This is a genomic window from Halomonas sp. KO116, from assembly GCF_000734975.2.
GTDB lineage: Bacteria > Pseudomonadota > Gammaproteobacteria > Pseudomonadales > Halomonadaceae > Vreelandella > Vreelandella glaciei.
Map to the genome: position 1 here is coordinate 2,319,455 of NZ_CP011052.1, position 21,928 is coordinate 2,341,382.

Genomic DNA, 21,928 nt, shown 5'->3' on the forward strand with positions numbered 1-21,928 from the left:
TGCTTTGCTACCGACTTGGTTAAACCGGTTTCTCACAAGCCATGCGAAGTAGCGAAAAGCACAAATAAAACATCTATAAAGAGGGTGCAAAGCATATATAATGATACTGTTTATATATACATGGGTCTGGAGTTATGACGAAGCCAAGAGGCCAGCAAGTAGGTATGACACTACGCAGGCGAAGAGAGCTAACGCAATTTCTGAACGAATTAGCGGAAAGCGGGGACGCTAACGCGGCTGGTTGGCTTCTATTACTAGACGCACTTGGCCACCGAGAGCTAACAAGAGGTTAATCATATGTTTGGAATACGGAAGCAATCGAAAGTAGAAGCCGAATGGCAAGCATGGCTAATCCGCCGCAAAAGTTTGAAGGTGGCCATTGATGAATTGGCAATCACTGAGGCGCGATCCAGCCACACGGTTGCAGAAAATAAAGCCCGGCATGCCGCCATGGATGCCAAAGCCCATATGGGCTTTCGTCGTGATCTTCAGCACTTACCCACCGATAAAGAGCGGCAAAGCATCACCGCAGCACTTAGCAAACATGTAGCCGATCTTATGGACAAAGGCCGCACTGACTTAGCTTTTCAGCCCAAACAAGAGCTCGCAGAATTAAAAGAGGCGAATAAGGCCGCTGAGGCCACCTTGCAGCGACTTGAAAGCCTGGAAGGCCAAAAAGATGCATTAGAAATTGAGCTCCAAAGCCTTGTAAGCAATCCACCACACGCCGATCTGAAAGCCTTGGAGATGCTGGAAAAAGAGCAGGCACGGCTAAACAGCGAAAAGGCTCGCGTCCGGGAAGCTCTCGACAGCATGACGGATGATAACGGTGCTATTAAGCAAGCAGTGAGGGAAGCTAGAGCCGCACAAAAACAACTAGACGACATTGAGGCTTCAGCAGCGTTAGGAGACTCCACCGATTCAGAGCAGCGAAGTGCAGCCGCTGCCCTCGCCAAAGCAAAAGCACGAGCGACTAAGGCAAAAGAAGAGGCCGATAAACGATCTTCAGCACGAAGAGGGCTTGAGTCGAAGTTATGTAAGGTGGAAGAACAAGCGGAAGAGTTGAGCTTGCTGCACAATGAGGTGGCGTTAAATGTGTACGAAGAGCAAACAAAGGAAAGCGAAAAGCGCTTAATCGACTTTTTAGAAGCTGAAGAGATGCAGAGCATTACGAAACAGCTTTATGAAGCGCGGAATGGTTACGAGAAGGCTGTAGCGCAGCGGCAAGGGCGCCGACCACGCACGGGGGAGCAAGTTGCCGTTATGCTGCCTGGAATCAAGTTTCATCATTACAACACAGCGGGCAACGTTCACGGCGTTGACGTTACGCTGAAAATTTAAGACTGCGTTTATTCTAAGCAGGGCGGATTAGTCGGACAGTGCCGCCGCGTCAGTAAAACGCCGACAGTCGACAGGCTTTGCTCCTTAGCCGTGGCCGACAACCCAACCAAAACAGAAAAAAGCATCGCATAATGCCGCATCAAAGCGCACCCAAGCGCCTTTTTTTATGTTGGGTGGTATGTTGGGTAAAAATAAAAATGTATGCTAAGTATATGAATTAAAAGAGCCGTAAGCGGACTGTCCCTCCGCCACATATTACGAATAAGCCGCTGATTTCAGCGGCTTTTTTGTGTCTGTAATTCAGTCAGACCATACCCTAGCCCATACTTTGGTTTTGGCTCTCATTGAGTAAAACTGAAATGTTTTGGGCGCTGTCTCACTTACTGCTGATTCTTTGTCATTTACCCTCGAACCATAGTTCAGTAAAAGTTTCATGCGTGCACGCTCGTGAGAGGTGACACCCTCTTTTCATTAAGATACTGTCTTCTTAAGAATTGTGAGAAATTTCGATAGTCCGATATCGACCCTGAGCGAACGTGTCGGGAAATGCAGCAGGCGTGCGAACTTTGGATATTCAGCCTAATGGAAATTTGTAATTATATCTATCAATGGCTTAGCGTAGATTTTTTTAAGCTGCATTTGTCGGAGGAGCGTGCTGGCACGTTCCTCCATTCATAATATCAGCAGTCTAATACCTGTTATACCATCATTTAAATTGAGGGAAGGTGTCTTTAATGAGGAGACGGTTCAAACAAATCGACGTTTTTGGAGAGCATCGCTACACGGGTAATCCAGTCGCGGTTGTTCTGGACGCTGAGGGGCTCTCTACCGAAGATATGCAGAATTTCACGCGCTGGATGCATTTATCAGAGTGTGCCTTTCTCCTGCCTCCAAGGTCTGACGAGGCCGACTACCGTGTCCGGATATTCACGCTTACCCATGAACTTCCATTCGCGGGCCATCCTACACTTGGTACCTGTCATGCATGGCTAGAAGCTGGTGGTAAGCCCAAACTACGTGACCGAATCATTCAAGAATGCGGAGCCGGTTTGGTGCCAATCAGGTCCGATGGTGGTCTCGCGTTCTCGGCTCCCTCACTATTACGGTCCGGCGAGGTTGAAGAGTCGTTTGTTGAAGAGTTAGCGACCGTCTTGGGTATCAACCGCAACGAATTTGTTGATGTTCAGTGGGTCGACAATGGACCTGGCTGGGTTGGAATATTACTCGCAAGTGCGGATGCCGTTCTATCTATAGAGCCCGATTTTAGTCGTCGTTCTGGCAATGGTAACCTCGATATCGGTCTCGTCGGTCCCTATCCCGAAGGCTCGGAGTGCGCTTTTGAGGTGCGAGCGATTTTTAGCGATGAGCATGGGCAAAAGACAGAGGATCCTGTAACGGGCAGTCTCAATGCGTCCCTGGCGGAATGGCTAATTACCAGTGGGCGCGTGAAAGCTCCTTATGTTTCAAGCCAAGGTACGCGGCTCGGTAGGAAGGGTCGACCACGTATAAATCGGGACACTGATGGCACTATTTGGGTGGGTGGCGACACCTTTACTTGCATCAACGGTGAAGTTGAAATATAGCGGAATGAAAGATGTCAACATTAACTTCGATGTATAACGAGGCGCTGCACCTGACCGCTATTCCGCTAGTGCTCCATAGCGGCAGATGAGCGAAACCGTTATGGCGCTCAGCAGATCTGCGGGAAACAATCAGAAAGGAGTTCGGGAAAGGTGGGCGGTCTCAAGTTCCAAGCGCAACGCTATTGAAGGGTGCTCGGGCCAGCGACCGATTTCTTGAGCACCTCGGCGTAAACTTCCAGCGGCGTGCGCCAGTCCAGTGTCTTGCGCGGCCGCGTGTTCAGTGAGTCGGCGATCTCGTCGAGCTCTTCCTGGCTGTAGACCGACAGATCCGTGCCCTTCGGCAAGTATTGCCGCAACAGTCCGTTGGTGTTCTCGTTGGAGCCCCGCTGCCATGGGCTATGCGGGTCAGCGAAGTAGATTGCCGTACCGGTTTTCTGCGTGATCTCGGCATGCTTCACCATCTCTCTGCCCTGGTCGTAGGTCATGGACAGACGCAGGGCTCGTGGCACTTCATTGAGCTTGTCGCTGAAGCCAACGGCCGCCGCGGTGGCCGTGGTGCCATCCATCTTCGCCAGGATCACCAAGCGCGTGGTGCGCTCCACCAGCGTACCGACGGCGGAGCGATTGTTGGCACCGATGATGAGATCGCCCTCCCAATGGCCAGGCATCAGGCGGTCTTCGATCTCAGGCGGCCGCATATGGATGCTAACGAGCTCGGGAATCTGCTGGCGTCGATCCTTGCCACGGCTACGTGGCCGACGCTTGCCGTTGCCCTGCCGCAGGCAGGCGATGAGCTCTTTCTTGAGGCTGCCACGGGGCATCACATAGAGCGCGTTGTAGATGGCCTCATGCGAGACCTGTCGACGTGATTCGTTAGGAGACATGCGCTTCAGTGTGCGGGCTATCTGTTCCGGTGACCAGTACTTGCGCAGCAGGTAGACCACCAGCTCGAAGAGCTCGCCGTCGGGATGCAGCTTGGGACGCTGACGTGGCCGATGCCGCGTCAGGCGAGCCCGGTAGCCCGCCAAGCCGGCATCGTAGCCCTTGATGGGGTCGACCGTGTGGCGAGCGAGTTCTCGCGACACGGTGCTCGGTGCACGGCCCAGATGAGTGGCGATGGATCGGATTGAATGAGTCGCTCGCATCATCATGATGGCGGCTCGGTCTTCAGCAGTGAGATGGCGATAGCAGTAAGTCATAGCAACACCGTACCTGATGGGTCACGTGTTGCACTTGCTCATTGAGACCGCCGTGATACGTAATTTTTATACTTGCGATAAAGAAGTGGATGAAAATAGTCATGATGGAGAAGGATCAATAGACATCTATCGTGCGTTCAGGCGTAAAGATTTTGATGGTGCTTGGGATTTCGCTATTCGTGTTGTCATGCCACCGGGCAGCTCCATGGGCGAGCATACTCATGGAAACGATGAAGAAATGTATATCATTTTGAAAGGTGAAGGCACTATGACCATTGAAGGTGAGGAAAGAAAAGTGGCTTCAGGAGATATGATAGTTAATAAACGTTTTGGCACCCATGGTTTGGTTAATACATCGAACAATGAAATTGAGTTACTAATTATTCAAGCAAGTCTAAAGTAAATCGCCATAACAAAGCGTTTAAGGCAGATTAGCAACGCTCGGCATTTTTGGTTTGAATCAGTGGCGTTGCTCACTACTTAACGCGGCGTTAGAGCGAAACCATGAATAGCGCATGCCTTAAGGACCAAAGAGCTGAAAAACATTACGCTGAGTTGGCGGCTCTGATCCGTAAACATAAGCCTTTCAGGTATTTTGTGGAGACCAATTTCAAAACTGGCGAGAAAGCGACGTTTGCGAAGAAGGATGAGGAAGTTGCCAATCAAGGAGCAATCATTATTGGCGACATTATCCATAACTTTCGCTCTGCACTCGATCACACGTATTGGAATTGCACCGAGCAATCCGCTAAATCTGATGGCGAAAGGAGAAACATCCCGTTTTACTTAACCACTACACTTTAAGAACTGCTGGGCAATCTCTGCCGTTTTCTTGAATAAGATGACTCGATACCACTCGGTTCGCTCTTGGCGTTGGCCGCTATTGCGATCCATCCAGCTGTCACCAGTGGCAATGTTGAGATTGGCGACAGCGGTACCGCCTTGAGTGAAGCGTACTTCTGGGGCTTGGCCCAGGTTGCCAATCAAGATGACTTTATTAATGCCTCGGGCCATGTGACCTCCTAATAAAAAGGGCCCGAAGGCCCTCTGTGCTTATGGGCTGCTGTTAAGCTTGGAAGGTGCCCAGCAAGCACTCGCTCTCTGGCAGGCCGTCCGTTACCAGCTTGGCGAACTCGGCGGCAATCTCTTCTTTAGCGGCATCCAGAGCAATAGCACGCAATCCAAACGATGGACCGCCTTTGGTCTTGCTGAATACGCGCATTGCCAGCGTGAGCTCTGACAGGCCCTCGTAAGTAGTAAGCTTCCAATTAATAACAGTGGGCAAGCGGTCGGCATTTTTGACGGTGACGCTATTCATCACGCTCCCACGGCTAGAATGTTCGGTAATCCCCCCGAAAAACCAGAGTGTTCAAAAGTAGAATTTTCCGTAAGCTAAGCGCAGGGAGATTCTGCATGAAAAAATCACGTTTTTCCGACAGCCAAATACTGTCAATTCTCAAGCAAGCCGAAGGCGGCGCACCGGTTCCAGAGCTATGTCGTGAGCATGGCATGAGCAGTGCGACTTTCTACAAGTGGCGAGCTAAATTCGGCGGCATGGATGCGTCCATGATGGCCCGGCTGAAAGAGCTAGAGGATGAAAACCGACGGCTCAAGAAGATGTACGCTGAGGAACGAGTGAAAGCGGACATCCTCAAGGAAGCCATCGAAAAAAAGTGGTGAAGCCGTCTCGACGCCGTGAGATGGCGCAGAAAGCCGTCAATGAGAAGCGCATCAGTATTCGACTGGCTTGCTGGATGTTCAGCATCAGCGAGACCTGCTATCGCTACCGGGCCAAGCTCAGCAGCGAGAATGCCGAGATCGCCGACTGGCTAACCCGGTTGACCCATAACCAGCGAAATTGGGGCTTCGGCCTGTGCTTTTTGCACCTGAGAAACGTCAAAGGGTTTGGCTGGAATCACAAACGGGTTTACCGAATTTATCGGGAGCTGGAACTGAACCTGCGGATAAAACCCAAGAAACGCCTGGTTCGTGAAAAGCCGGAGCCATTGGCCGTGCCGGAAATGATCAATGACAGTTGGTCGATGGACTTCATGCACGACCAGCTCAACGATGGTCGCAGCTACCGGCTGCTGAATGTGATTGATGACTTCAACCGCGAAGGCCTTGGCATCGAAGTAGACTTCTCGCTTCCGGCAGAGCGCGTTATCCGATCACTGGAGCAGATCATTGAGTGGCGGGGCAAACCGCGCTCTATTCGCTGTGACAACGGCCCTGAATACATCAGCGGCAAGTTGGCGAACTGGGCGGAAAACCAAGGCATTGTGTTGGCGTTTATCCAGCCCGGCAAACCCCAGCAGAATGCCTATATCGAACGTTACAACCGCACGGTGCGTTACGATTGGCTGGCACAGTATCTGTTCGACAGCACCGAAGAAGTCCAGGATTATGCTACTCGCTGGCTCTGGCACTACAATCACGAACGACCCAATATGGGACTCGGAGGAATCACTCCTCAACAGAAGTTGGCCATGATGGCCTGAGGTCTACTTTTGAAGCCCTCTAAAAATGGGGGGATTACCGTTCCTGTTTGTCGCTTTCGATGCTCGTGAGGTCGTCGAGGCTGACTTTGCGGAAAGCGTGAATCACCTTGCCGCGCTCTAATGGCTCGCCTTTGTTGTTTTCGAATTCCAGCAGGTGGCCCCAGTCCTCTACCAACTCGACCATTTCTTCTTGATCTAAGGTATTGGAATCGGCGCGAAGGTAGGCGGTGAACTCTGGTGTTTTAGGTAGGTTGAGTGTTGCGGAATGGTCACAGTGTCAGGGGCGCTCTTTAACACCGATATCCAGATAGGAGCATGCGGCCATGGCGTCGCGGTCGATGAATACAGGCGCTTCGCTCTGGCGACCCGCCACGTAGGCAATAAAATCTATCAGCCCCTTGGTTCCTGGATCCATAGAATAACTGCAGTAATACGGTCGAGATAGATACTATATCGTCAAGACGGTGATGAACTGAAAGCTTAAAAGGGGAGGTATATCGTTCTTTGCGAGTCGAGAGATCTCTGTAAAACGGCAATAACTGATTCACGGGTGCGGTAAGTTGTTGGCGCAGGTGCTGATGAAAACAGTGAAAGAGAATAGCAACCAGTATGCTGGCGATGAGAGTGCTAGCGGCTAATAGCCATAGGTTCATGCCTTATCCTTACTACTCGCTGCCAACGGTAATTCTTCATCGTTAGGAGAGCTGGGTTGGCCCTCTTAATGTTTAAAAGAGGGTGGGGACGCATGCCAAGGCCGCTTAGTCTTGACTGGCGAAACTATCGAACGCCTCAAGGGCTTGGGCAGCATAGGTGAAAGCTGGCCCACCGCCCATAATGGCGCTCCCCTTAAAGTGAACTGAGGGTGGTTAGATCAGTGATAGCCTTCTCCCACTTTGACCTTACCGCGAAACACCCATTAGGACCATGCGGTGTAGGCCAGCACAATGGGAATAACAAACAGAAAGCCTATCAACAGAAACAGCTGGGATTCCGGTGCAGAAGAGGCATCCCAAATGGTGTAGTTAGGCGGCACAATCACGGGCCACTTACTTGCAATTAGCCCAAGGTAGGTAAACAGGAAGATGCCAAGAGACATGACGAAAGGGAGGCCTTCATCTTGGCGCTTCACCGTTCGGTAAACCATGCCTGAGCACACTAAGGTCAGCAGGGGAAAGACCCAAATAAGCTGGACTGTTCCAGCCAGCGACTATATACCTCAGGGCTAACAAGTGGTGTCCAGGTGCTCACCATGGCAAACACGACCAGTACTGCTAACAACAACTTTGGTGTAATCGCATAGGCCCATTGCTGTACATGCCCCTCTGTTTTCATAATGAGCCAGGGAGCGCATAGCCTGCCATCAGCCCTAACCCTGTTAGCACTGTGAAAGGCGTTAACCAGTCGAGCGCACCGCCGACATAGCGAAAATCTTCAACGGCAAACCTCTGGATGTAGGCACCTACAACAGCTCCCATGTGCACATGAGGCGCGAAGGTACGGTGCATCACTCTTATATGAGCCGTTTGACTGGGGTTAGCAAACGCTAATCCTTCACGTGCTGTCATTGGTAAGGTCATTCCTTGTCCCGAAAGCTAATCAAATAGCTCAAGGGATGCAAGATGATAAATGCCATAACACTCGTGGCAGCGGCAGCACCTAGCAGCGCTATCCAGTCAAATACTGTTGCTACATAGCCAAGCGTCGAGTGAGTGAGCCAAGGAATCCAGAGTATGGCTGTTAGCCCGATTAATAGGGCTAATAGGTTGGTGAGACGGCTACGGTGGTGAGTGATCTTATAGCCGCGTCGATAAGTGAGCAGGTGCAGGGCGATGATAATGATTAATCCCATTATGAGCAGCCACCTAAAGGGTGCTAAGGCGTACATCAATATGGTCAGCATACCGTTAATGGACATGTCAGCTCTCCTTATGCTTTGCCTTCAAGCACAGCATAGTAAGCGGGTTGAAGCATGCGGTCTTTCATTACCCATACGGCCCAGGACTCTTCAGTGGGATCAATAAAAGGGAATGAAGGCATAAATGCGAAGTTATCGGCGTAACCAAACTCTACCAGCATGGCCTTGCCTATGCCGGTAATCATGGGGCACGAGGTATAACCGCTATGGCTTGCAGGAAGCGCATTCCCTTGCATCACGGCAAGTAGGTTCTCTTCGACTACCGGTGCTTGCGCTTTAACGCTGGCGGCTGTTTTATTAATTGGGGCACCAATCACATCGCCAATGCCAAATACCTCGGGGTAACGGTTGTGCTGCAGCGTGTGGATATCAACATCTAACCACTCGCCCCTAAACGGACCGTCTTGTGCGATGAGAGCACTCTGTTTGACAAAATCATGGGCACTCATGGGAGGCACGACATGAAGAAAGTCGTAGTCTGCGATGACTGTTGGCTGGTCATCGCGTCTGAATTCAGCTTCTCGAAGTTGGTGGTGGGATGTGAACTCGCTTTCAGGCCCTACAAAAGCAAATTCAGCCTGTTTGGCTTGAGGGTCAATGGCGGAAAGTCGATAGTGGTGGCGTCGGTTAATGCCTTGGCTATCAAAGCGCTGCTTAATGAACTCATCGACCCAAGGTTGAGAGAAAAGACTAGCGCCGGGAGCCATATAGTCCACATCAAAAGCGTCACGTCGCCCGGTGTCTTCTAAACGACTTAGTGTTGTGAATGTCATTTTTAGCGGTGCCCCGGCGCACTTTACGGGTGTTGGGGCCGCGGTAAATATTCCTCTTCCATGACCGCTCTGGAGCCACGTTTGAATGGCCTGGTTAGTGCGTGATGCTCCCTCGATACCTGCATACACACTGCCAATCCCGTGCTGCCCCACCAACGCTGGTGTCATACCATCGATCAAGTGGTAATTGAGCTGAATGCCGGAGGCCACAATTAAGAAATCGTATTCCAGCGTTTCGCCACTGACGAGAGTTATACGCTTGCTGTCAGCATCAATGCTGTCTGCGTAGTCACGCAACCATTTGACTCCTCGTGGAAGAAACTGTGCATTAAGGCGCGTTGTTCTTTCTGCCGCCCATATCCCAGAAGCTACCATTGTCCAGCCCGGTTGGTAGTGGTGAGTTTCGCGAGGTTCCACGAGTGTGATAGTTCCTCCCCGTAGGCGTCTGGCGAGTCGGTTCACCATTGCCATGCCTGCTGCACCGCCACCAACAATCACGATATGTGCTTGTGTTCGCAGAGTGCTAGCAGATAACCCGCTGAACGGTAGTAAGCTACCCACACTCAGCCCAGAGCCAACTTTCAATAACTCTCTTCGTGTCAATAACGGTGATTTTTGCATGGAAGACTCCTTCAGCGTGGGCTAATATATGTATTTTGGGAATATCCTTATTCCATTATTTGATTTTTGCGTAAGAAAGCCATAAACATTTTGTCTTACTTAACAGAAAAGCCCTTTATAAAAAGTCAGAAGTAAATTTGAAAATGTATCAATGAGCTTCATCACTCATTCGTTAGGAAGCTCTGCAGTAATTCCCACCGAATGATCCGTCAGCTCTGAAAAACGATTATCAGCTAAACTCGACTAACCCTTACCGGCAAACCCTGGCGCACGCTGGCCCCGCTGATGGGCTCAAGCCAAGTGCCATCCACATTCCTCGTGGGGTCTTTAAAGCCTAGATCGTTGATATTGATACCCGCGCGCATCCAAGGCATATCCGGTTGAGATTCACCGTCGATAATATGTGGCGTTGCGCCTAAATCCCGGTGGCCATAGCCGTGCTCAATGCCCAAGGCACCAGGTATTACGCTTTCACTGACTAGCGCCAACCCGACTACGCTTCCGCCAGGGCTTTCTATGCGAATGGTATCGCCGTGCTGGATACCAAAGCGCTCTGCGTCTTGGCGGTGCATCTGTATCGGGTTGTAAGGCTTGATCATACGCAGCCGCTCACTGCCGATAGCGTAAGAGTTCATCAGGTTGGATTTGAACGAGAACGCCAACAGCGGCCACTCTTGCTCCGAAAACACCTCGCGCATGGGTTGCTTGTTCGCCATCTGAGGCAGCTTATGGCAGGGGACGCCGCTATTGGGCAGGCCATTAGTGGTATCAATGCTGGTGCCGACTGATTCGTTGTAAACACATAGCGTTTGCTTCCACTGGTATTTCAATTTTTCACCGATGAAGTGCTCGCTGGCATCTTCAAAGCGTCCACCCCGGGCATAGAGATAGGCGACTCGAGCGCGTTCATCAGTTTTTAGCGTTCGTGCGATTTTAGGCACCAGTGGGGCAATGCCTCCATGGGCAACATCAGCATCGTCGGCTTCTGGCAATGGTTCTTCTTGAAAAGCGATATTGGCCGCGGCCCGCAGATAATAATCCTCTGCGCGATTGAGCGGGTGCAGATTGCCCTGGGCATCGGGAATTGCGTTGTCGCCAAAGCCGGGCAGGCCAAGCCGTTTGGCCACAGCGATAAAAAAGCTGTCCATAGACACCGGTTCGCCCTCAGCGGTTTTTTGCTGGCGCGGCTCCACCACGGGCCAGCAGGCGGTGGTCAGCTTGCCCAGGGTGCCTTTCCACGCGCCCGTAAAGCCCCACACCTCGTACATTACAGAATCAGGCACAATGTAGTCGGCGTAGCGGTTGGTTTCATTGATAAAACCATCCACGGCAACAAAGAGTCCCAGCCGTTTGGGGTCTTTCAGCTTATTGACAATGACGCCTTTTAGGCCAGCCTGACCGTAAATCGGGTTAGCCATACAGCCAATCACCGCTTTGATGGGGTAAGGATAGCCATCTAGTGCCGAGGGTAGGTGCTCTGTGAGCGTCGGCGGCGCCAGCGAGCGCCACGGCGCTCTAGCCGGGTAAGGGTTTTCGCCTGCGGCGACTTTGCGCTGATACTCGGAAGACTTTTCGTAGGGGAAGCGCGAGCGGGATAGAAATACCCCCTGCGGCGCGCGCTTACCAGGAAAGTTGGCTAAATCGTAGCGTGGGCCCTCGCCGGTACCGCTGTAAGTGCCACCGCCCACGGCGCTGCCACCCTTCATGTTGTAGTTGCCCGCCAGTAGGTTCAGCATTTGCACGCTAAACGCGGCATAGAAACCGTTACCCGACATCATGCCGCCGTGACAGTTAACCGCGGCTTTTCTGCCATGGCTGGCATAGCGGCTGGCCAATTCAATAATCGTCGCCTTTGGAATGCCACAATGTTCTGCGTAGGTGTCTAGGTCGTACTCGTGGGCAGATTCGCTTAGCAACGTCAGGCTGCTTTTGACGGTCACGGTGGTGCCATCGGCAAGCTCAACCGGACGTTCGGCAAAGAGCTCGGCGGTCATCACCTCTTCGCTTAGCGCGAGTTCGCCATTGGCCACTACCACCGGCGAGTCAGCATCGCTACCCGCTTCTGCTAGGCCCAGGTCGCTGGCGCGAAGAAAATAACCTCTGCGCGAGTGTTCATAAGTGTCAATTACCAAATGAGTGGCGTTGGAGTGGGTGGTTTCGCCCGCTGCATCGGCGGCGGCTTTGCCGGGCAGGGCTAGGAAGTTGCTAGCATAGCCCTGGTTGTCAAGTAGCCACTGGATGATTGCCATGGCAAAAGCGCTGTCTGTCCCAGGACGAATAGGCACCCAGCGGTTGTTGTCGGCTGCGTGGGAGGTGGCGGCATTGAGCGCTGGGTCGACCACTACGTACTCCAACGTACCGGCTGCACGGGCTTGGGCAATCAAACGGCCTTGGCGCTTAAACGGGTTGCCCGCTTGGCTGGGCGCACAGCCGATATACATGATAAAACGTGCGTTTTGGATATCCGGCTTAACGTGGGCGTTGGTGACGATATTGTTCATCACCGCGCCAGATCCCATACGGAAAGCCAACCCGCAGTAAGCGCCATGGTGACCATAATTGCGGGTAGCAAAGGCATTGAGGGTAAAGCGCTTGAGTAGATCTGAGCGCCCGTAGTCAGTGGCTTCCATCACCATTAATTGGTTGGCCTTGGGGCCATATTCAGGGTTATCAGGGTCGATCAGGGTGTCGTGATCGCGAATATCGCGCAGTCCATCAACGTGGCCTTCGTTAAACAGGTCGCCGCCTTCGCAGATTTCTTCAATGAGTTGCTCAAAGGAGATTTTCTGCCATTGACGGCTGCCACGTTTGCCTACTCTTTTTAAACAGTGGTCGACACGGAAAGGGTTGGTAATTTGGCTCATCATGGCGTTGCCACGGGCGCAGGCGGTGGAGCGGTTTGTCTGGCCCTGTTCGCCATAGGCGCTAACACTGCGCAGTGCATCCGCCACCGGTGTACGCATGGGTAAATGGTCGTCGGTGGACAGCGGGTGGTAGGGATTGCCTGATACCCGCAGTACTTCGCCAAGGGCGTCATCGACCCTAACTCTCACGCCGCACCGTGTGGTACAGCCGTAGCAAATAGTGAAGGCGACTCGCTGGCCGGGGGTTAAGGTGAGTTCGCCAGTGTCTAAATCGACTCGATATTCTGGGGTCAGCGAGTTGCCATGAATATGGTGACTGGGTTTTTCACCCGCGCTACCGGTAATGCCCTTAGCCATTTTTGCCAAAGGGTCGGCATAGCCCACGGCAAAAGTGGCTGCACCACCGGCGACGGCAGCGCCTTTTAGAAAACGGCGGCGTGACGGGTCTTGAGCAGACTTAGACATGACTAGACGCTCCTTTTTTCGCGGTGAGAGAATGAGTAGAAGCATCTTGGGTAGCGTGAGTGGGCGTTGCTATAAGGCCGCCCTGTTGGGCCTGCCGCCAGGGAATAAACAGTTCAATCAGTAGAATAGCGGCGAGCCAGAGGCCGAAGGTGCCAACAATGCCTAAAATACCGGAAGAGCCCGCGGGAATGCCGTAGTGATGAAAGCCTGCGCTGTTGCGGGCCACATGCTGAACATCCATCAGCACCACCCAGCGGAACATCCAGCCCATGTGTATGGCTACGAGGCCTAACAACCATGCCCAGGCAAACAGTGCTGGCTGGTTAGAGGTTAGGACACCGCGCGCGTGCTTCTGGCGCAGGGTAGGGCGAGTCAGTAAAAACAACACGGCGGCAAAGAGCGCTAAGCCGGTAATCCCTCCCCATAGGGCGGTATTGCGCCACGAGTCGCTATGACGCACGGATTCCAATGCGGCGGCAACAGAGCCTACGTGGGCATTCACGCCATCCAAAAACCAGCTAATTGCAACCAAGCCTGCTAGTGCACAGGTCACTAGCAGCACATACAGCATCTGTCGTATAGCGGTTTGCGAACAAAGCCCACTAACCCGGTTCAGCACTAATACCAGCCCGGAGGCGGCGATAAACCCCGTGGTCGCCAGCATAGGCGGTAGCCATACGGTGTTCCAAAGCGGGCGGGCTTTTACGATTGCAAGCTCCGCACCGGTGTAAAGCATAATGCCGCTGGAAAGCCCCAGCGCAGCCAGACCTACCACGGCGACCAGTGCTCGTGGCGTTATGCCACTGCCCAGTGAAAGCCAAGTAGCTAGCATGCCGCTGAGTCCTGGTGCGCTGCGCTGCGCCTGCAGCGCGGGCCGCCATGCCAGCCAAGCAAGGCCAAGCACGCTAACCAAATAAAGCGGCAGAACAACGCTGCCAATCGACATCCACGAGTGGCTATTGGCGTAAGCGTAGAAGTGCCAGAACCGCAGCGGCTGGTGCAAATCCGCGAGTAGCGCAACGGGCGCTACCAGCGTAGTGCTAACGCAAGCGATTAGCGCCAGACGCGCGGTAGGCAGCCAGGCTTTTTTGCCGAATACCAGTGCTGGGGCGGCTAGCCACAGGCTGGCGTAGGAAACCGCAATCATGAAAAAGTACTGCACCGCCCACGGGTACCAGGCGATGTCATAGCGCGGTGCCAGTAGCTCAATGGTGGAATTCATAGCCCATCTCCTGACCGTGGGGGTCGAGTACTTCCAGCGCGACGGGTTCTGCCGTAGGACGCGTGGTGAAGCGCTCATCCATGCCTAGGTAGAACACCTGAGGAAGGGTGTGTTTTTCGGGTTGTAGCACCATCAATGCATCGCGATGTTCGTAAATCATGCGGCTGATTTGGCTTTGAGGATCGCGCATGTCCCCAATCACGCGGGCACCACCTACGCAGCTCTCAACGCAAGCGGGCAATAGACCGACTTCTAGACGATGGGCGCAGAAGGTGCACTTGTCGGCGGTTTGCGTGCGTTGGTTAATAAAGCGAGCATCGTAGGGGCAGGCGTTAACGCAATAGGCACATCCCACGCAGCGGTCACTATCGACCACCACAATGCCATCCTGCTGCTGGTAAGTGGCTTCTACGGGGCAAACCGGGACGCAGGGCGGGTTTTCACAGTGGTTACACAGCCGGGGCAGCATAAAGGTGGCTAATTCGCCGCTTTCCTGGTGCTGTACTTCATACTGGGAAACCGTGGTGCGGAATTGGCCCAGCGGTGCAGCGTTTTCGATATGACACGACACCGTACAGGCCTGGCAGCCGATGCACTGGCGTAAATCGACAAGCATGCCGTAGCGTTTAGTGGGATCGCCTTCACGGCGGGCAGGTTGCTGATTGATGCCAGCTTGGGCAAGGCTTGAAAACGGTATCAGCGCAGCGCCGGCGCTTAAACGTGCCATTTGACCCAAGAGCGAACGGCGTATTGCGTCCATAGCGCCTCCTTGGCGAATTAAACGGCATTCGCATGGGCGAATGGTCGGAATACGCTTAGGTTACGCCTTTTGTTAAAGGTGAAAATTGATACGTGTCAATGGGTTAGGGTATATCTCTTAATGCTCCCTTAATGTTAAATGGCTAAGTGTTTGTTCTGTATACGGAGTTTCATTTAGCATTAAACAATTGAATGGCGACACGGGTAATTTTTAGCGCACATATATAAAATAGCGCTTGCGCTAATAAACATGGCAAGCGCTATTTCTATGGTCTTGTTTGCTTAATAGACACTATTTAGTTTTGCAGGTAGTGAAGCCTATTAATTTATAAGCTGGGCAGAAGTTAAATAGCCCGGTGGCTAGCGGCAATACGCCGATCCAGCCCCACACCCCGATAGTGCCTGTTAGGGCCAGTACGATCAGTGCAATCCCTATCAGGATGCGTAAGATTTTATCGATACCACCGACGTTGCGACTCATAATTAACTCCTTAATTTAAGTTTGAGTGCTCAAAAACTGTAAACAGGAATGGACGGATCGCGCATCATTTCCGCTATGTGGCCAGGTGCCGCCACACCCACGCCTTCAAGAAGGTCGTCTTCTTCGTTTTCGCTGTTGGGCAGGTAAATGGCACACACATCCACGGTGGCGCCATTATCTAAAAGCATATTAAGCATGCCTTCCGGCTTGACTTGGCCTGCCGGGTTGCTCGGTGGCGTGTTGATAGCTTCCGCACTTGTGTATCCCCCGACGGCCAAATCACCAGCAGCATCACAAAGCAGTATATGCAGGTGAGTGCCTTGCTGCTGCATGGCGTTGGATAGAATCATGGCCATGCCTTGGGTCTGCAGTGAGTCGCTAGTAAGGATAACTAAGGCCTGATCTTCAGTTCCGTTTCTGCCATGGCTGTCAGACATTGAGAAACTAGAGAAACCGATAGCAGCAGTAGCAACTGCCAGTGTCAAGATCGTATTGCTGGTCTTATGTGTAATAGTCATGGGGTCACCTCGTTGGTTTTGATCAGTATCTTGGCCCTGCTGCTCAAGCAGTGACCCATATATCGGACTGTTAATGGGCAGGGCGCCATGCCACATCAGGGTTGATGTCATAGCTCCACGGAAGACCCGAATTGCGCCAGCCATCCTGCGCTCTTACGCCCTGGGAATTACCCTCCTTGAGCTTTTCACCCTCGAAACCGTCGGTCATGGAATAGACTTCGCTGTATCCCATCTCGGCTATCACATCGGCAGCGGGGGCACTGCGGGTGGCACCGGAGCGACACATGACAATGATTGGATCTTCTTTGTTTACGCCCAGCGCTTCTATTTTGGCTCTTACTTGCTCTTCGAAGTCAGCGTTTTTGACTACTGGCCAAGTCTTCGCTTCTTCATCGAAATTATCGCGCTCGGCTATCACCCAGGGCACATGGATATCGGTGGGCTCGGCGAAGCCAGTAAACTTGATCTCAATGGGGTCGCGTACGTCGATAAGTACAGCACGATCGTTATCTTGCATGAGGTCATGAGCCTCAATGGCCGTGACATAGAGACCTAACGTTGTTTCCCGGTAGGCCTCGACTTCGTCTGCAATAGAGGGTGTGGCTCCTAAGGCCATCGTGATTCCGATGACGGTAGCCATTGGCATTAAAGAACTTTTCATAACTATTTCCTCTAACGTAATAACTTAAGTCTTATTGTTTGAGGATAGACCTCTTCTCGCTTAAAAACACGAGGCATATGGCCGCAGCTTGATCCATATCAAGCCCATATGATTTTTCGAGGTCGTGAAATGACGTAACGATGAGGGAGTCTTTTTTCTCAACGACAACGACAAGCATTGCTCCATTGTCTAGGCCCCAGAGGAAACAGTTAGCCTTGGTGGATTCAGAAGGAGAAAACTTAAAACAGGATGACAACTCGGATATCTTAAGGCGTTACTGGCGCACAGTACCCAAATCAAGCGCCGCTGTAGGCTGACTTTATGCGGCTACTGGTGACGAGGAATAGCCAGGCTTTGGCTAATCACCTTTTTCATATGGGTATTCGTGGGTTTAGCGTTAAATTGCATCAAACGAGCGCGCCACTATCAACAAGTTTCACAACTAGGTCTTATTGTTGTTAGCTAATGGTAAGGTGCCGTACTCTTTCACCGGCTGGATAGCAAAGTTACTGCGAATATCACTCACCCCGGGTAGGCGAAGCAGTGTACCCGTTAGAAACGCCTCATAAGCCGCCAAGCTAGGCACCACTACCTGCAGTAAAAAATCAGACTCCCCAGAGACTAAGTGCGCAGTAACGACTTCTGGCAGTTTGACTACTGCCTCACGGAAGGCATTAGCCTGCTCTTCATGGTGACGTTCAACCTTGATACCCACAAACACCGTTAGCTCAAGTCCGACACCTCGCCGATCAAGCTCAGCATGGTAACCACGAATAATACCGCTAGCTTCCAAGCGTCGCACTCGGCGTAAACAGGGAGATGGCGACAAGTTTACTTTCTCCGCGAGTTCCACATTCGTTAAACGGGCATCACCTTGGAGCAATGCAAGAATGCGGCGGTCGATAGCGTCTAACTGGCCAATTGGCATGAGTAAGCATTTTCCTATTAACAATTGACACAAAATACCAATAAATATCATTTTTAAAGTCAAAATGGCAAGAAAACGCTCACCCCTTTAAAGGTACCATAGCGCTTGCGAAGACACTATTTGTGGTCTTAAGGAAGCAGCGATGGAAATTGGTCTTTTTATTAGTGCATTAGCCATTGTTTACCTAATTCCTGGTCCCGATATGTTACTTGTGTTGCATACCAGTAGCTCTCAGGGGCGTGGTCATGGGCTAGCCACAGCGCTAGGGCTAGGCATCGCCCGAGGGCTGCATGTGGCATTAGCAGGGTTGGGTCTAGCGGCGCTATTTACCGCCGCCCCGTGGCTATTTGATGTGGTTCGTTACTTGGGCGCAGCTTACTTGGTTTGGGTAGGTGTGCAACTTATCCGTAGTCGGCATAGCGCTGATAGTAATCATCACCAAGCATCACTCAATGGCAGCTATTATCTAGCTTGGCGTCGAGGGCTTCTAACTAATTTGCTGAACCCGAAATCGCTGCTTTTTTGTTCGGTGTTACTGCCCCAATTTATACATACCCAGCAAGGCGCCGTCGCACTTCAGTTCACTTTACTGGGAGCGGTGCTAGTGGGGGTGGGGCTGCTATATGATGTGCTATATGCTTGCCTGGGAGCGCAGATGCAACGCTGGTTTGCCAGCCAGCACAAACGGCAAATATTTCAGCGATGGGTGTTTGGAACGCTGCTTATTGGCTTTGCGCTGCGGTTAGCCGCTTAAAATTGCTATCCTAGTGTAATAAAGCCCCGCAAGCAGACGCAGGACTTGGCCGCCTAGAGGAATGAGGCTGATTAGGGAGGGAGGTTAGTTATTTTAGTCATTTCCTTAATCGCCTGGGCCACACTCCATACAGTGCTCAGTAATGGCAGGCCCTTGTTGAAGATTTGCCTGTAAATCGCGCAACCCTGACCTTAAACCCTCTTCAAGTACCGGATGGTAAAAGGGCATAGCGAGCATCTGGCTGACGGTTAGCTTTTGCTCCAGTGCCCAGGCAAGCAAATGGGCTATGTGCTCAACCTGGGGTCCGAATAGCTCCGCGCCTAAAAACTGTCCGCTGCCGTGCTCCGCATATAGCTCGAAATAACCTTTATTTTCCCCCATGACCAGTGCACGGCCTTGATCAGCAAAGGAAACTCCGCCTTCAGCGATGCAGCCACAGCCGCCATAACGAGTGTCTAACGTAGCGCGACTCTCACCCACAATTGCCATCTGGGGTTCGGTAAATACAATCGCCAGGGGGACGTTACGCTGACCCACTTGCACATCATCCAAATGAGCGGCATTTCGACCTGCGATTTTGCCTTCTGTGATGGCTTCGTGCAGTAGCGGTACCGACTGATTTGCATCACCTGCGATAAAAATATGGCTGGGTGTGTTTTGTGTACTTAGGCATTGCAAAGTAAAGCGATTAAATTCAGGTACGCCGTGTTTATTCAGCTTGAGTCCGGCCTGCTCGATGGCTAGCTGATCCACGTTGGGCCGACGCCCTGTTGCGGCAAGGACATACTCGAATGTTTCGGTGAGTTTTTGCCCCCGGTCACGTTCGAAAAACGTAATGGCAACGGCGTTATCGGTCTGTTCAATCTTGTCGAGATTGGCATCAGCATCCAGATACAGCTCGCGATTGAATGTCTCGTCCGCCAGTTGCCGGAGTTTTTCAGATTGAAAAGGCCCAATCGCACCCCCCACGCCAAACGTGCGAGTTTTCACACCTAATCGGCTAAGCGCTTGACCAAGCTCCATGCCAATAACGCCAGGGCCGATCACAGCGACTGATGCAGGCAACGTTTCCCAGTTGAATACGTCATCATTAATGATTAACCGATTGCCAGCGCCTTCCAGCAGTTTTGGCCATGTGGGCCGCGAACCCGTGGCAATGATGATGGCCTCAGCGGTGAGCCGGGTATGCTCATCTATGACCAATGTATGTGGATCTATAAAACGCGCGTGGCCACGCAGTAGGTTGGATTCAGGAATCGTTTTCATCGATTTCATTACATTACTGACGAAGCGATCGCGCTCATGTTTGACTCTTGCCATCACAGCTTCGCCTTTGATCACTACCTGTTTGACAGTGATACCAAACATCTCCGCTTTGCGCGCGTTGTGTGCTGCATTGGCAGCGGCGATGAGTAGCTTAGAGGGCATGCAACCCACGCGGGCGCAGGTCGTGCCATAGGTGCCCGCTTCTATCAGTACTACCTCATCGGTATGCTTGCGTGCGGCGTGCCACGCGCTAAGGCCGGCGCTACCTGCACCAATAATGGCTATCTTGGCGTGTCGCTGTTGCATGACGTTGTCTCCTCTCGTTGTGTTGGCAAGAGTGGTGAGTTGGCTTCGGCGGGATGGGCCAGTGCCTGCCAAGCATCAAAAGTCGTAAAAAACACCTGTCCGGTTAGCTCGCGGCAGAAGTCAGTGTGTTGTAACCGATCCATCACTGGCCCTTTTACTTCCGCTAGGTGCAGCTTGGCGCCTGAATCGTTTAGTCGCGCGTTGATCGCCTCTAAGCTTTCGAGCGCAGACGCATCAATCACGTTAACTGCTTGGCAAGTCAGCACAATATGCTTAAGCGAGGGTGAGCGGGCGGCCAAGGCCATGACGGTGTCTTCCAAATAACGGGCATTGGCGAAGTATAGGCTTTCATCGATGCGCAGCATCGCAACGTTCTCATCGGTTTCGACCTGATGGCGCTTGACGTTACGAAAGTGCTCGGTGCCCGGCACGCGGCCAATCACCGCGCTGTGGGGCTGGCTGGTACGGTATAGATGCAGCCCAAGCGAGAGCACTACGCCGCTTATAATGCCTAGCTCCACGCTGTGCAGCAGAGTGAGCAGTAGGGTGGCCACCATGGCCAAGCCATCGCTACGGGAGTATTGCCAAGTACGTTTCACCGCCGGTAGGTCAATTAGCGTGCCGACCGCCACAATAATGGTAGCTGCCAGGGTCGCTGTGGGTAAGAATGCCAGTAGGTCGGTTAGCAGTAGTGTGGAAAGCATAATGCCCAGCGCCGTGAATGCTCCGGCCAGCGGTGTTGCCGCGCCTGCTTCAAAGTTGACTACCGAGCGGGAAAACCCGCCAGACACCGGCGAACCGCCGCTGATACCAGCGCCCAGATTAGCCATGCCTAGTGCAATTAACTCTTGATTAGGATCTATACGCTGGCGGCGCTTGGCAGCCAGTGTTTGCGCCACCGATACCGATTCCACAAAGCCCACCAGGCTAATCAGCAGTGCTGCGGGTAATAAGCTAAGCCACAGCGATTGTTCCAGGTTGGGCAGTGCAAGGGCAGGTAGACCGCTGGGTACCGCACCAACTAGTGCTACCCCACGCTGCTCTAGGTTTAGCCCCCAGGCCAGCAATGTGGTGGCAATCACCGCTGAGATCGGAGCGGCTTTCACGATGAGCCCGGCAATGCTGGCAGAAACACCGATAGCCGTCAGCCACGTATTTAACCGCTTGCGGCACACCAGCAGAAAGCTCCACACTCCTAGTCCGATCAGCAGTGTCGTTATATTGACCTGCTGCCACTGGCTCAGTAGCGCCCCCATAAGGTCAATGATGTTATGGCCAGAGGCTTCTACGCCGAGGATATGTCGAAGCTGGCTAATCGCAATGAGTATGCCCGAAGCCGTTATAAATCCCGAAATTACCGGATGGCTCAAGAAATTAACTAAAAAGCCTAGCCGCAGCACACCCATGGCGATCAATATCAGACCTGAAAGCGCCGCCAACACCAACGCTGCCCCAATGTATTCCGGGCTACCAGGGGAAGCAAAATTACTCAGCGCTGAAGCGGTCATTAGTGCCGCTACGGCGACAGGCCCCACCGCTAAGCTAGCGCTGGTACCAAAAATGGCATACAGAACCAGTGGCAGCATGCTGGCATAGAGGCCCATTTCCGGCGGTAGCCCCGCCAAAAGAGCGTAGGCCAGCGCCTGCGGCACCAGCATTAGCGTCACAATTATCGCGGCTAGAGCATCCCGAGAGAGCAGCTTCCGGTTATAGCTGCGTAGCCAGCCGAACAGTGGCACCCAACGCTCAATGCTCATGTGACGTACTCGCC

The 21,928-nt window shown here is 52.5% G+C and carries 20 protein-coding genes and 3 pseudogenes; 6 read left to right on the forward strand and 17 right to left on the reverse strand.

Annotation, left to right across the window (positions count from 1 at the left end; genetic code table 11):
- Window positions 1–297: 297 nt before the first annotated feature.
- The gene (locus KO116_RS10770) at window positions 298–1,341 is read left to right on the forward strand and encodes a hypothetical protein (RefSeq protein ID WP_035555751.1); all 1,044 of its coding nucleotides are present in this window, start codon (window positions 298–300) and stop codon (window positions 1,339–1,341) included.
- A 734-nt stretch (window positions 1,342–2,075) separates the two neighbouring features.
- Window positions 2,076–2,924, forward strand: coding sequence for a PhzF family phenazine biosynthesis protein (locus tag KO116_RS10775; protein WP_035555755.1), 849 nt, complete (start codon window positions 2,076–2,078; stop codon window positions 2,922–2,924).
- A 179-nt stretch (window positions 2,925–3,103) separates the two neighbouring features.
- Here KO116_RS10775 and KO116_RS10780 read toward each other — a convergent pair whose 3' ends face one another.
- Window positions 3,104–4,123: an IS30 family transposase gene (locus tag KO116_RS10780; RefSeq protein WP_035565798.1), complete on the reverse strand. Its 1,020-nt coding sequence runs from the start codon at window positions 4,121–4,123 to the stop codon at window positions 3,104–3,106.
- A 52-nt stretch (window positions 4,124–4,175) separates the two neighbouring features.
- On the opposite strand from KO116_RS10780, the gene KO116_RS10785 reads away from it, so the two are divergent.
- Window positions 4,176–4,526, forward strand: coding sequence for a cupin domain-containing protein (locus tag KO116_RS10785; protein WP_035558715.1), 351 nt, complete (start codon window positions 4,176–4,178; stop codon window positions 4,524–4,526).
- Between the two features lie 101 nt (window positions 4,527–4,627).
- Window positions 4,628–4,927: a hypothetical protein gene (locus KO116_RS10790; RefSeq protein ID WP_035558035.1), complete on the forward strand. Its 300-nt coding sequence runs from the start codon at window positions 4,628–4,630 to the stop codon at window positions 4,925–4,927.
- Here KO116_RS10790 and ssb read toward each other — a convergent pair.
- Together ssb and KO116_RS10800 are read right to left on the reverse strand one after the other, a co-directional pair.
- A pseudogene (ssb, locus tag KO116_RS10795) lies at window positions 4,922–5,137 on the reverse strand (single-stranded DNA-binding protein); the annotation flags it as partial. The gene KO116_RS10790 and the pseudogene ssb sit on opposite strands and share 6 nt — an antisense overlap.
- Before the next feature lie 52 nt (window positions 5,138–5,189).
- The gene (locus tag KO116_RS10800) at window positions 5,190–5,441 is read right to left on the reverse strand and encodes a DUF2303 family protein (protein WP_035558038.1); all 252 of its coding nucleotides are present in this window, start codon (window positions 5,439–5,441) and stop codon (window positions 5,190–5,192) included.
- 95 nt (window positions 5,442–5,536) lie between these two features.
- Between KO116_RS10800 and KO116_RS10810 the strand changes: the two genes are divergently transcribed.
- A protein-coding gene (locus KO116_RS10810; RefSeq protein WP_144408582.1) for an IS3 family transposase occupies window positions 5,537–6,624 on the forward strand; the annotation gives its coding sequence in 2 pieces (ribosomal slippage) (window positions 5,537–5,789 and window positions 5,789–6,624; 1,089 coding nt in all).
- A gap of 34 nt (window positions 6,625–6,658) precedes the next feature.
- On the opposite strand, the pseudogene KO116_RS25780 reads toward KO116_RS10810, so the two are convergent.
- From KO116_RS25780 to KO116_RS10865, 12 genes and pseudogenes are all read right to left on the reverse strand, one after another.
- Window positions 6,659–6,841 (reverse strand): annotated as a pseudogene (locus KO116_RS25780) (hypothetical protein); the annotation flags it as partial.
- Window positions 6,842–6,901: 60 nt separating this feature from the next.
- A complete protein-coding gene (locus KO116_RS25785) occupies window positions 6,902–7,039 on the reverse strand; it encodes a YfdQ family protein (RefSeq protein WP_235272361.1) in 138 nt (45 codons plus the stop codon).
- Between the two features lie 501 nt (window positions 7,040–7,540).
- Window positions 7,541–8,096 (reverse strand): annotated as a pseudogene (locus KO116_RS10820) (cytochrome d ubiquinol oxidase subunit II); the annotation flags it as partial.
- 101 nt (window positions 8,097–8,197) lie between these two features.
- Complete coding sequence (locus KO116_RS10825; protein WP_035558047.1) at window positions 8,198–8,539, reverse strand: DUF5368 family protein; 342 nt, start codon at window positions 8,537–8,539, stop codon at window positions 8,198–8,200.
- 11 nt (window positions 8,540–8,550) lie between these two features.
- The gene (locus KO116_RS10830; RefSeq protein ID WP_035558050.1) at window positions 8,551–9,933 is read right to left on the reverse strand and encodes an NAD(P)/FAD-dependent oxidoreductase; all 1,383 of its coding nucleotides are present in this window, start codon (window positions 9,931–9,933) and stop codon (window positions 8,551–8,553) included.
- Window positions 9,934–10,166: 233 nt separating this feature from the next.
- Window positions 10,167–13,262: a molybdopterin dinucleotide binding domain-containing protein gene (locus tag KO116_RS10835; RefSeq protein WP_035558053.1), complete on the reverse strand. Its 3,096-nt coding sequence runs from the start codon at window positions 13,260–13,262 to the stop codon at window positions 10,167–10,169.
- The gene (gene nrfD / locus KO116_RS10840) at window positions 13,255–14,484 is read right to left on the reverse strand and encodes an NrfD/PsrC family molybdoenzyme membrane anchor subunit (protein WP_035558056.1); all 1,230 of its coding nucleotides are present in this window, start codon (window positions 14,482–14,484) and stop codon (window positions 13,255–13,257) included. The genes KO116_RS10835 and nrfD overlap by 8 nt, the downstream gene beginning before the upstream one ends.
- The gene (gene dsrO, locus KO116_RS10845) at window positions 14,468–15,244 is read right to left on the reverse strand and encodes a sulfate reduction electron transfer complex DsrMKJOP subunit DsrO (protein WP_035558060.1); all 777 of its coding nucleotides are present in this window, start codon (window positions 15,242–15,244) and stop codon (window positions 14,468–14,470) included. Before dsrO ends, nrfD begins: the two co-directional genes overlap by 17 nt.
- Window positions 15,245–15,535: 291 nt before the next feature.
- Complete coding sequence (locus tag KO116_RS10850) at window positions 15,536–15,724, reverse strand: YgaP family membrane protein (protein WP_035558063.1); 189 nt, start codon at window positions 15,722–15,724, stop codon at window positions 15,536–15,538.
- Between the two features lie 29 nt (window positions 15,725–15,753).
- Complete coding sequence (locus KO116_RS10855; protein ID WP_045812258.1) at window positions 15,754–16,242, reverse strand: hypothetical protein; 489 nt, start codon at window positions 16,240–16,242, stop codon at window positions 15,754–15,756.
- Window positions 16,243–16,312: 70 nt separating this feature from the next.
- Window positions 16,313–16,903, reverse strand: a complete 591-nt coding sequence (locus KO116_RS10860; protein ID WP_035558067.1) for a rhodanese-like domain-containing protein — start codon at window positions 16,901–16,903, stop codon at window positions 16,313–16,315.
- Window positions 16,904–17,345: 442 nt separating this feature from the next.
- Window positions 17,346–17,831 carry an Lrp/AsnC family transcriptional regulator gene (locus tag KO116_RS10865; RefSeq protein WP_035558070.1) on the reverse strand — a complete coding sequence of 162 codons (486 nt, stop codon included), beginning with the start codon at window positions 17,829–17,831 and terminating at the stop codon, window positions 17,346–17,348.
- Between the two features lie 142 nt (window positions 17,832–17,973).
- Here KO116_RS10865 and KO116_RS10870 point away from each other — a divergent pair, with 142 nt between their 5' ends.
- On the forward strand, window positions 17,974–18,585 hold the full coding sequence (locus tag KO116_RS10870) for a LysE family translocator (RefSeq protein WP_035558073.1): 612 nt from the start codon (window positions 17,974–17,976) through the stop codon (window positions 18,583–18,585).
- Window positions 18,586–18,690: 105 nt separating this feature from the next.
- Here the strand turns inward: KO116_RS10870 and KO116_RS10875 are convergent, their stop codons facing one another.
- Together KO116_RS10875 and KO116_RS10880 are read right to left on the reverse strand one after the other, a co-directional pair.
- A complete protein-coding gene (locus KO116_RS10875; RefSeq protein WP_035558077.1) occupies window positions 18,691–20,157 on the reverse strand; it encodes a dihydrolipoyl dehydrogenase in 1,467 nt (488 codons plus the stop codon).
- Complete coding sequence (locus tag KO116_RS10880) at window positions 20,133–21,914, reverse strand: SulP family inorganic anion transporter (protein ID WP_035558080.1); 1,782 nt, start codon at window positions 21,912–21,914, stop codon at window positions 20,133–20,135. The genes KO116_RS10875 and KO116_RS10880 overlap by 25 nt, the downstream gene beginning before the upstream one ends.
- Between the last annotated feature and the right edge of the window lie 14 nt (window positions 21,915–21,928).

What these genes read in the sequence shown, in the direction of transcription:
- dsrO (WP_035558060.1), bottom strand. Translation starts at nt 15,244, where the DNA reads ATGGACGCAATACGCCGTTCGCTCTTGGGTCAAATGGCACGTTTAAGC.
- KO116_RS10770 (WP_035555751.1), top strand. Translation starts at nt 298, where the DNA reads ATGTTTGGAATACGGAAGCAATCGAAAGTAGAAGCCGAATGGCAAGCA.
- KO116_RS10860 (WP_035558067.1), bottom strand. Translation starts at nt 16,903, where the DNA reads ATGAAAAGTTCTTTAATGCCAATGGCTACCGTCATCGGAATCACGATG.
- nrfD (WP_035558056.1), bottom strand. Translation starts at nt 14,484, where the DNA reads ATGAATTCCACCATTGAGCTACTGGCACCGCGCTATGACATCGCCTGG.
- KO116_RS10830 (WP_035558050.1), bottom strand. Translation starts at nt 9,933, where the DNA reads ATGCAAAAATCACCGTTATTGACACGAAGAGAGTTATTGAAAGTTGGC.
- KO116_RS10875 (WP_035558077.1), bottom strand. Translation starts at nt 20,157, where the DNA reads ATGCAACAGCGACACGCCAAGATAGCCATTATTGGTGCAGGTAGCGCC.
- KO116_RS10865 (WP_035558070.1), bottom strand. Translation starts at nt 17,831, where the DNA reads ATGCCAATTGGCCAGTTAGACGCTATCGACCGCCGCATTCTTGCATTG.
- KO116_RS10880 (WP_035558080.1), bottom strand. Translation starts at nt 21,914, where the DNA reads ATGAGCATTGAGCGTTGGGTGCCACTGTTCGGCTGGCTACGCAGCTAT.
- KO116_RS10855 (WP_045812258.1), bottom strand. Translation starts at nt 16,242, where the DNA reads ATGACTATTACACATAAGACCAGCAATACGATCTTGACACTGGCAGTT.
- KO116_RS10870 (WP_035558073.1), top strand. Translation starts at nt 17,974, where the DNA reads ATGGAAATTGGTCTTTTTATTAGTGCATTAGCCATTGTTTACCTAATT.
- KO116_RS10835 (WP_035558053.1), bottom strand. Translation starts at nt 13,262, where the DNA reads ATGTCTAAGTCTGCTCAAGACCCGTCACGCCGCCGTTTTCTAAAAGGC.
- KO116_RS10850 (WP_035558063.1), bottom strand. Translation starts at nt 15,724, where the DNA reads ATGAGTCGCAACGTCGGTGGTATCGATAAAATCTTACGCATCCTGATA.
- KO116_RS10790 (WP_035558035.1), top strand. Translation starts at nt 4,628, where the DNA reads ATGAATAGCGCATGCCTTAAGGACCAAAGAGCTGAAAAACATTACGCT.
- KO116_RS25785 (WP_235272361.1), bottom strand. Translation starts at nt 7,039, where the DNA reads ATGGATCCAGGAACCAAGGGGCTGATAGATTTTATTGCCTACGTGGCG.
- KO116_RS10800 (WP_035558038.1), bottom strand. Translation starts at nt 5,441, where the DNA reads ATGAATAGCGTCACCGTCAAAAATGCCGACCGCTTGCCCACTGTTATT.
- KO116_RS10825 (WP_035558047.1), bottom strand. Translation starts at nt 8,539, where the DNA reads ATGTCCATTAACGGTATGCTGACCATATTGATGTACGCCTTAGCACCC.
- KO116_RS10780 (WP_035565798.1), bottom strand. Translation starts at nt 4,123, where the DNA reads ATGACTTACTGCTATCGCCATCTCACTGCTGAAGACCGAGCCGCCATC.
- KO116_RS10775 (WP_035555755.1), top strand. Translation starts at nt 2,076, where the DNA reads ATGAGGAGACGGTTCAAACAAATCGACGTTTTTGGAGAGCATCGCTAC.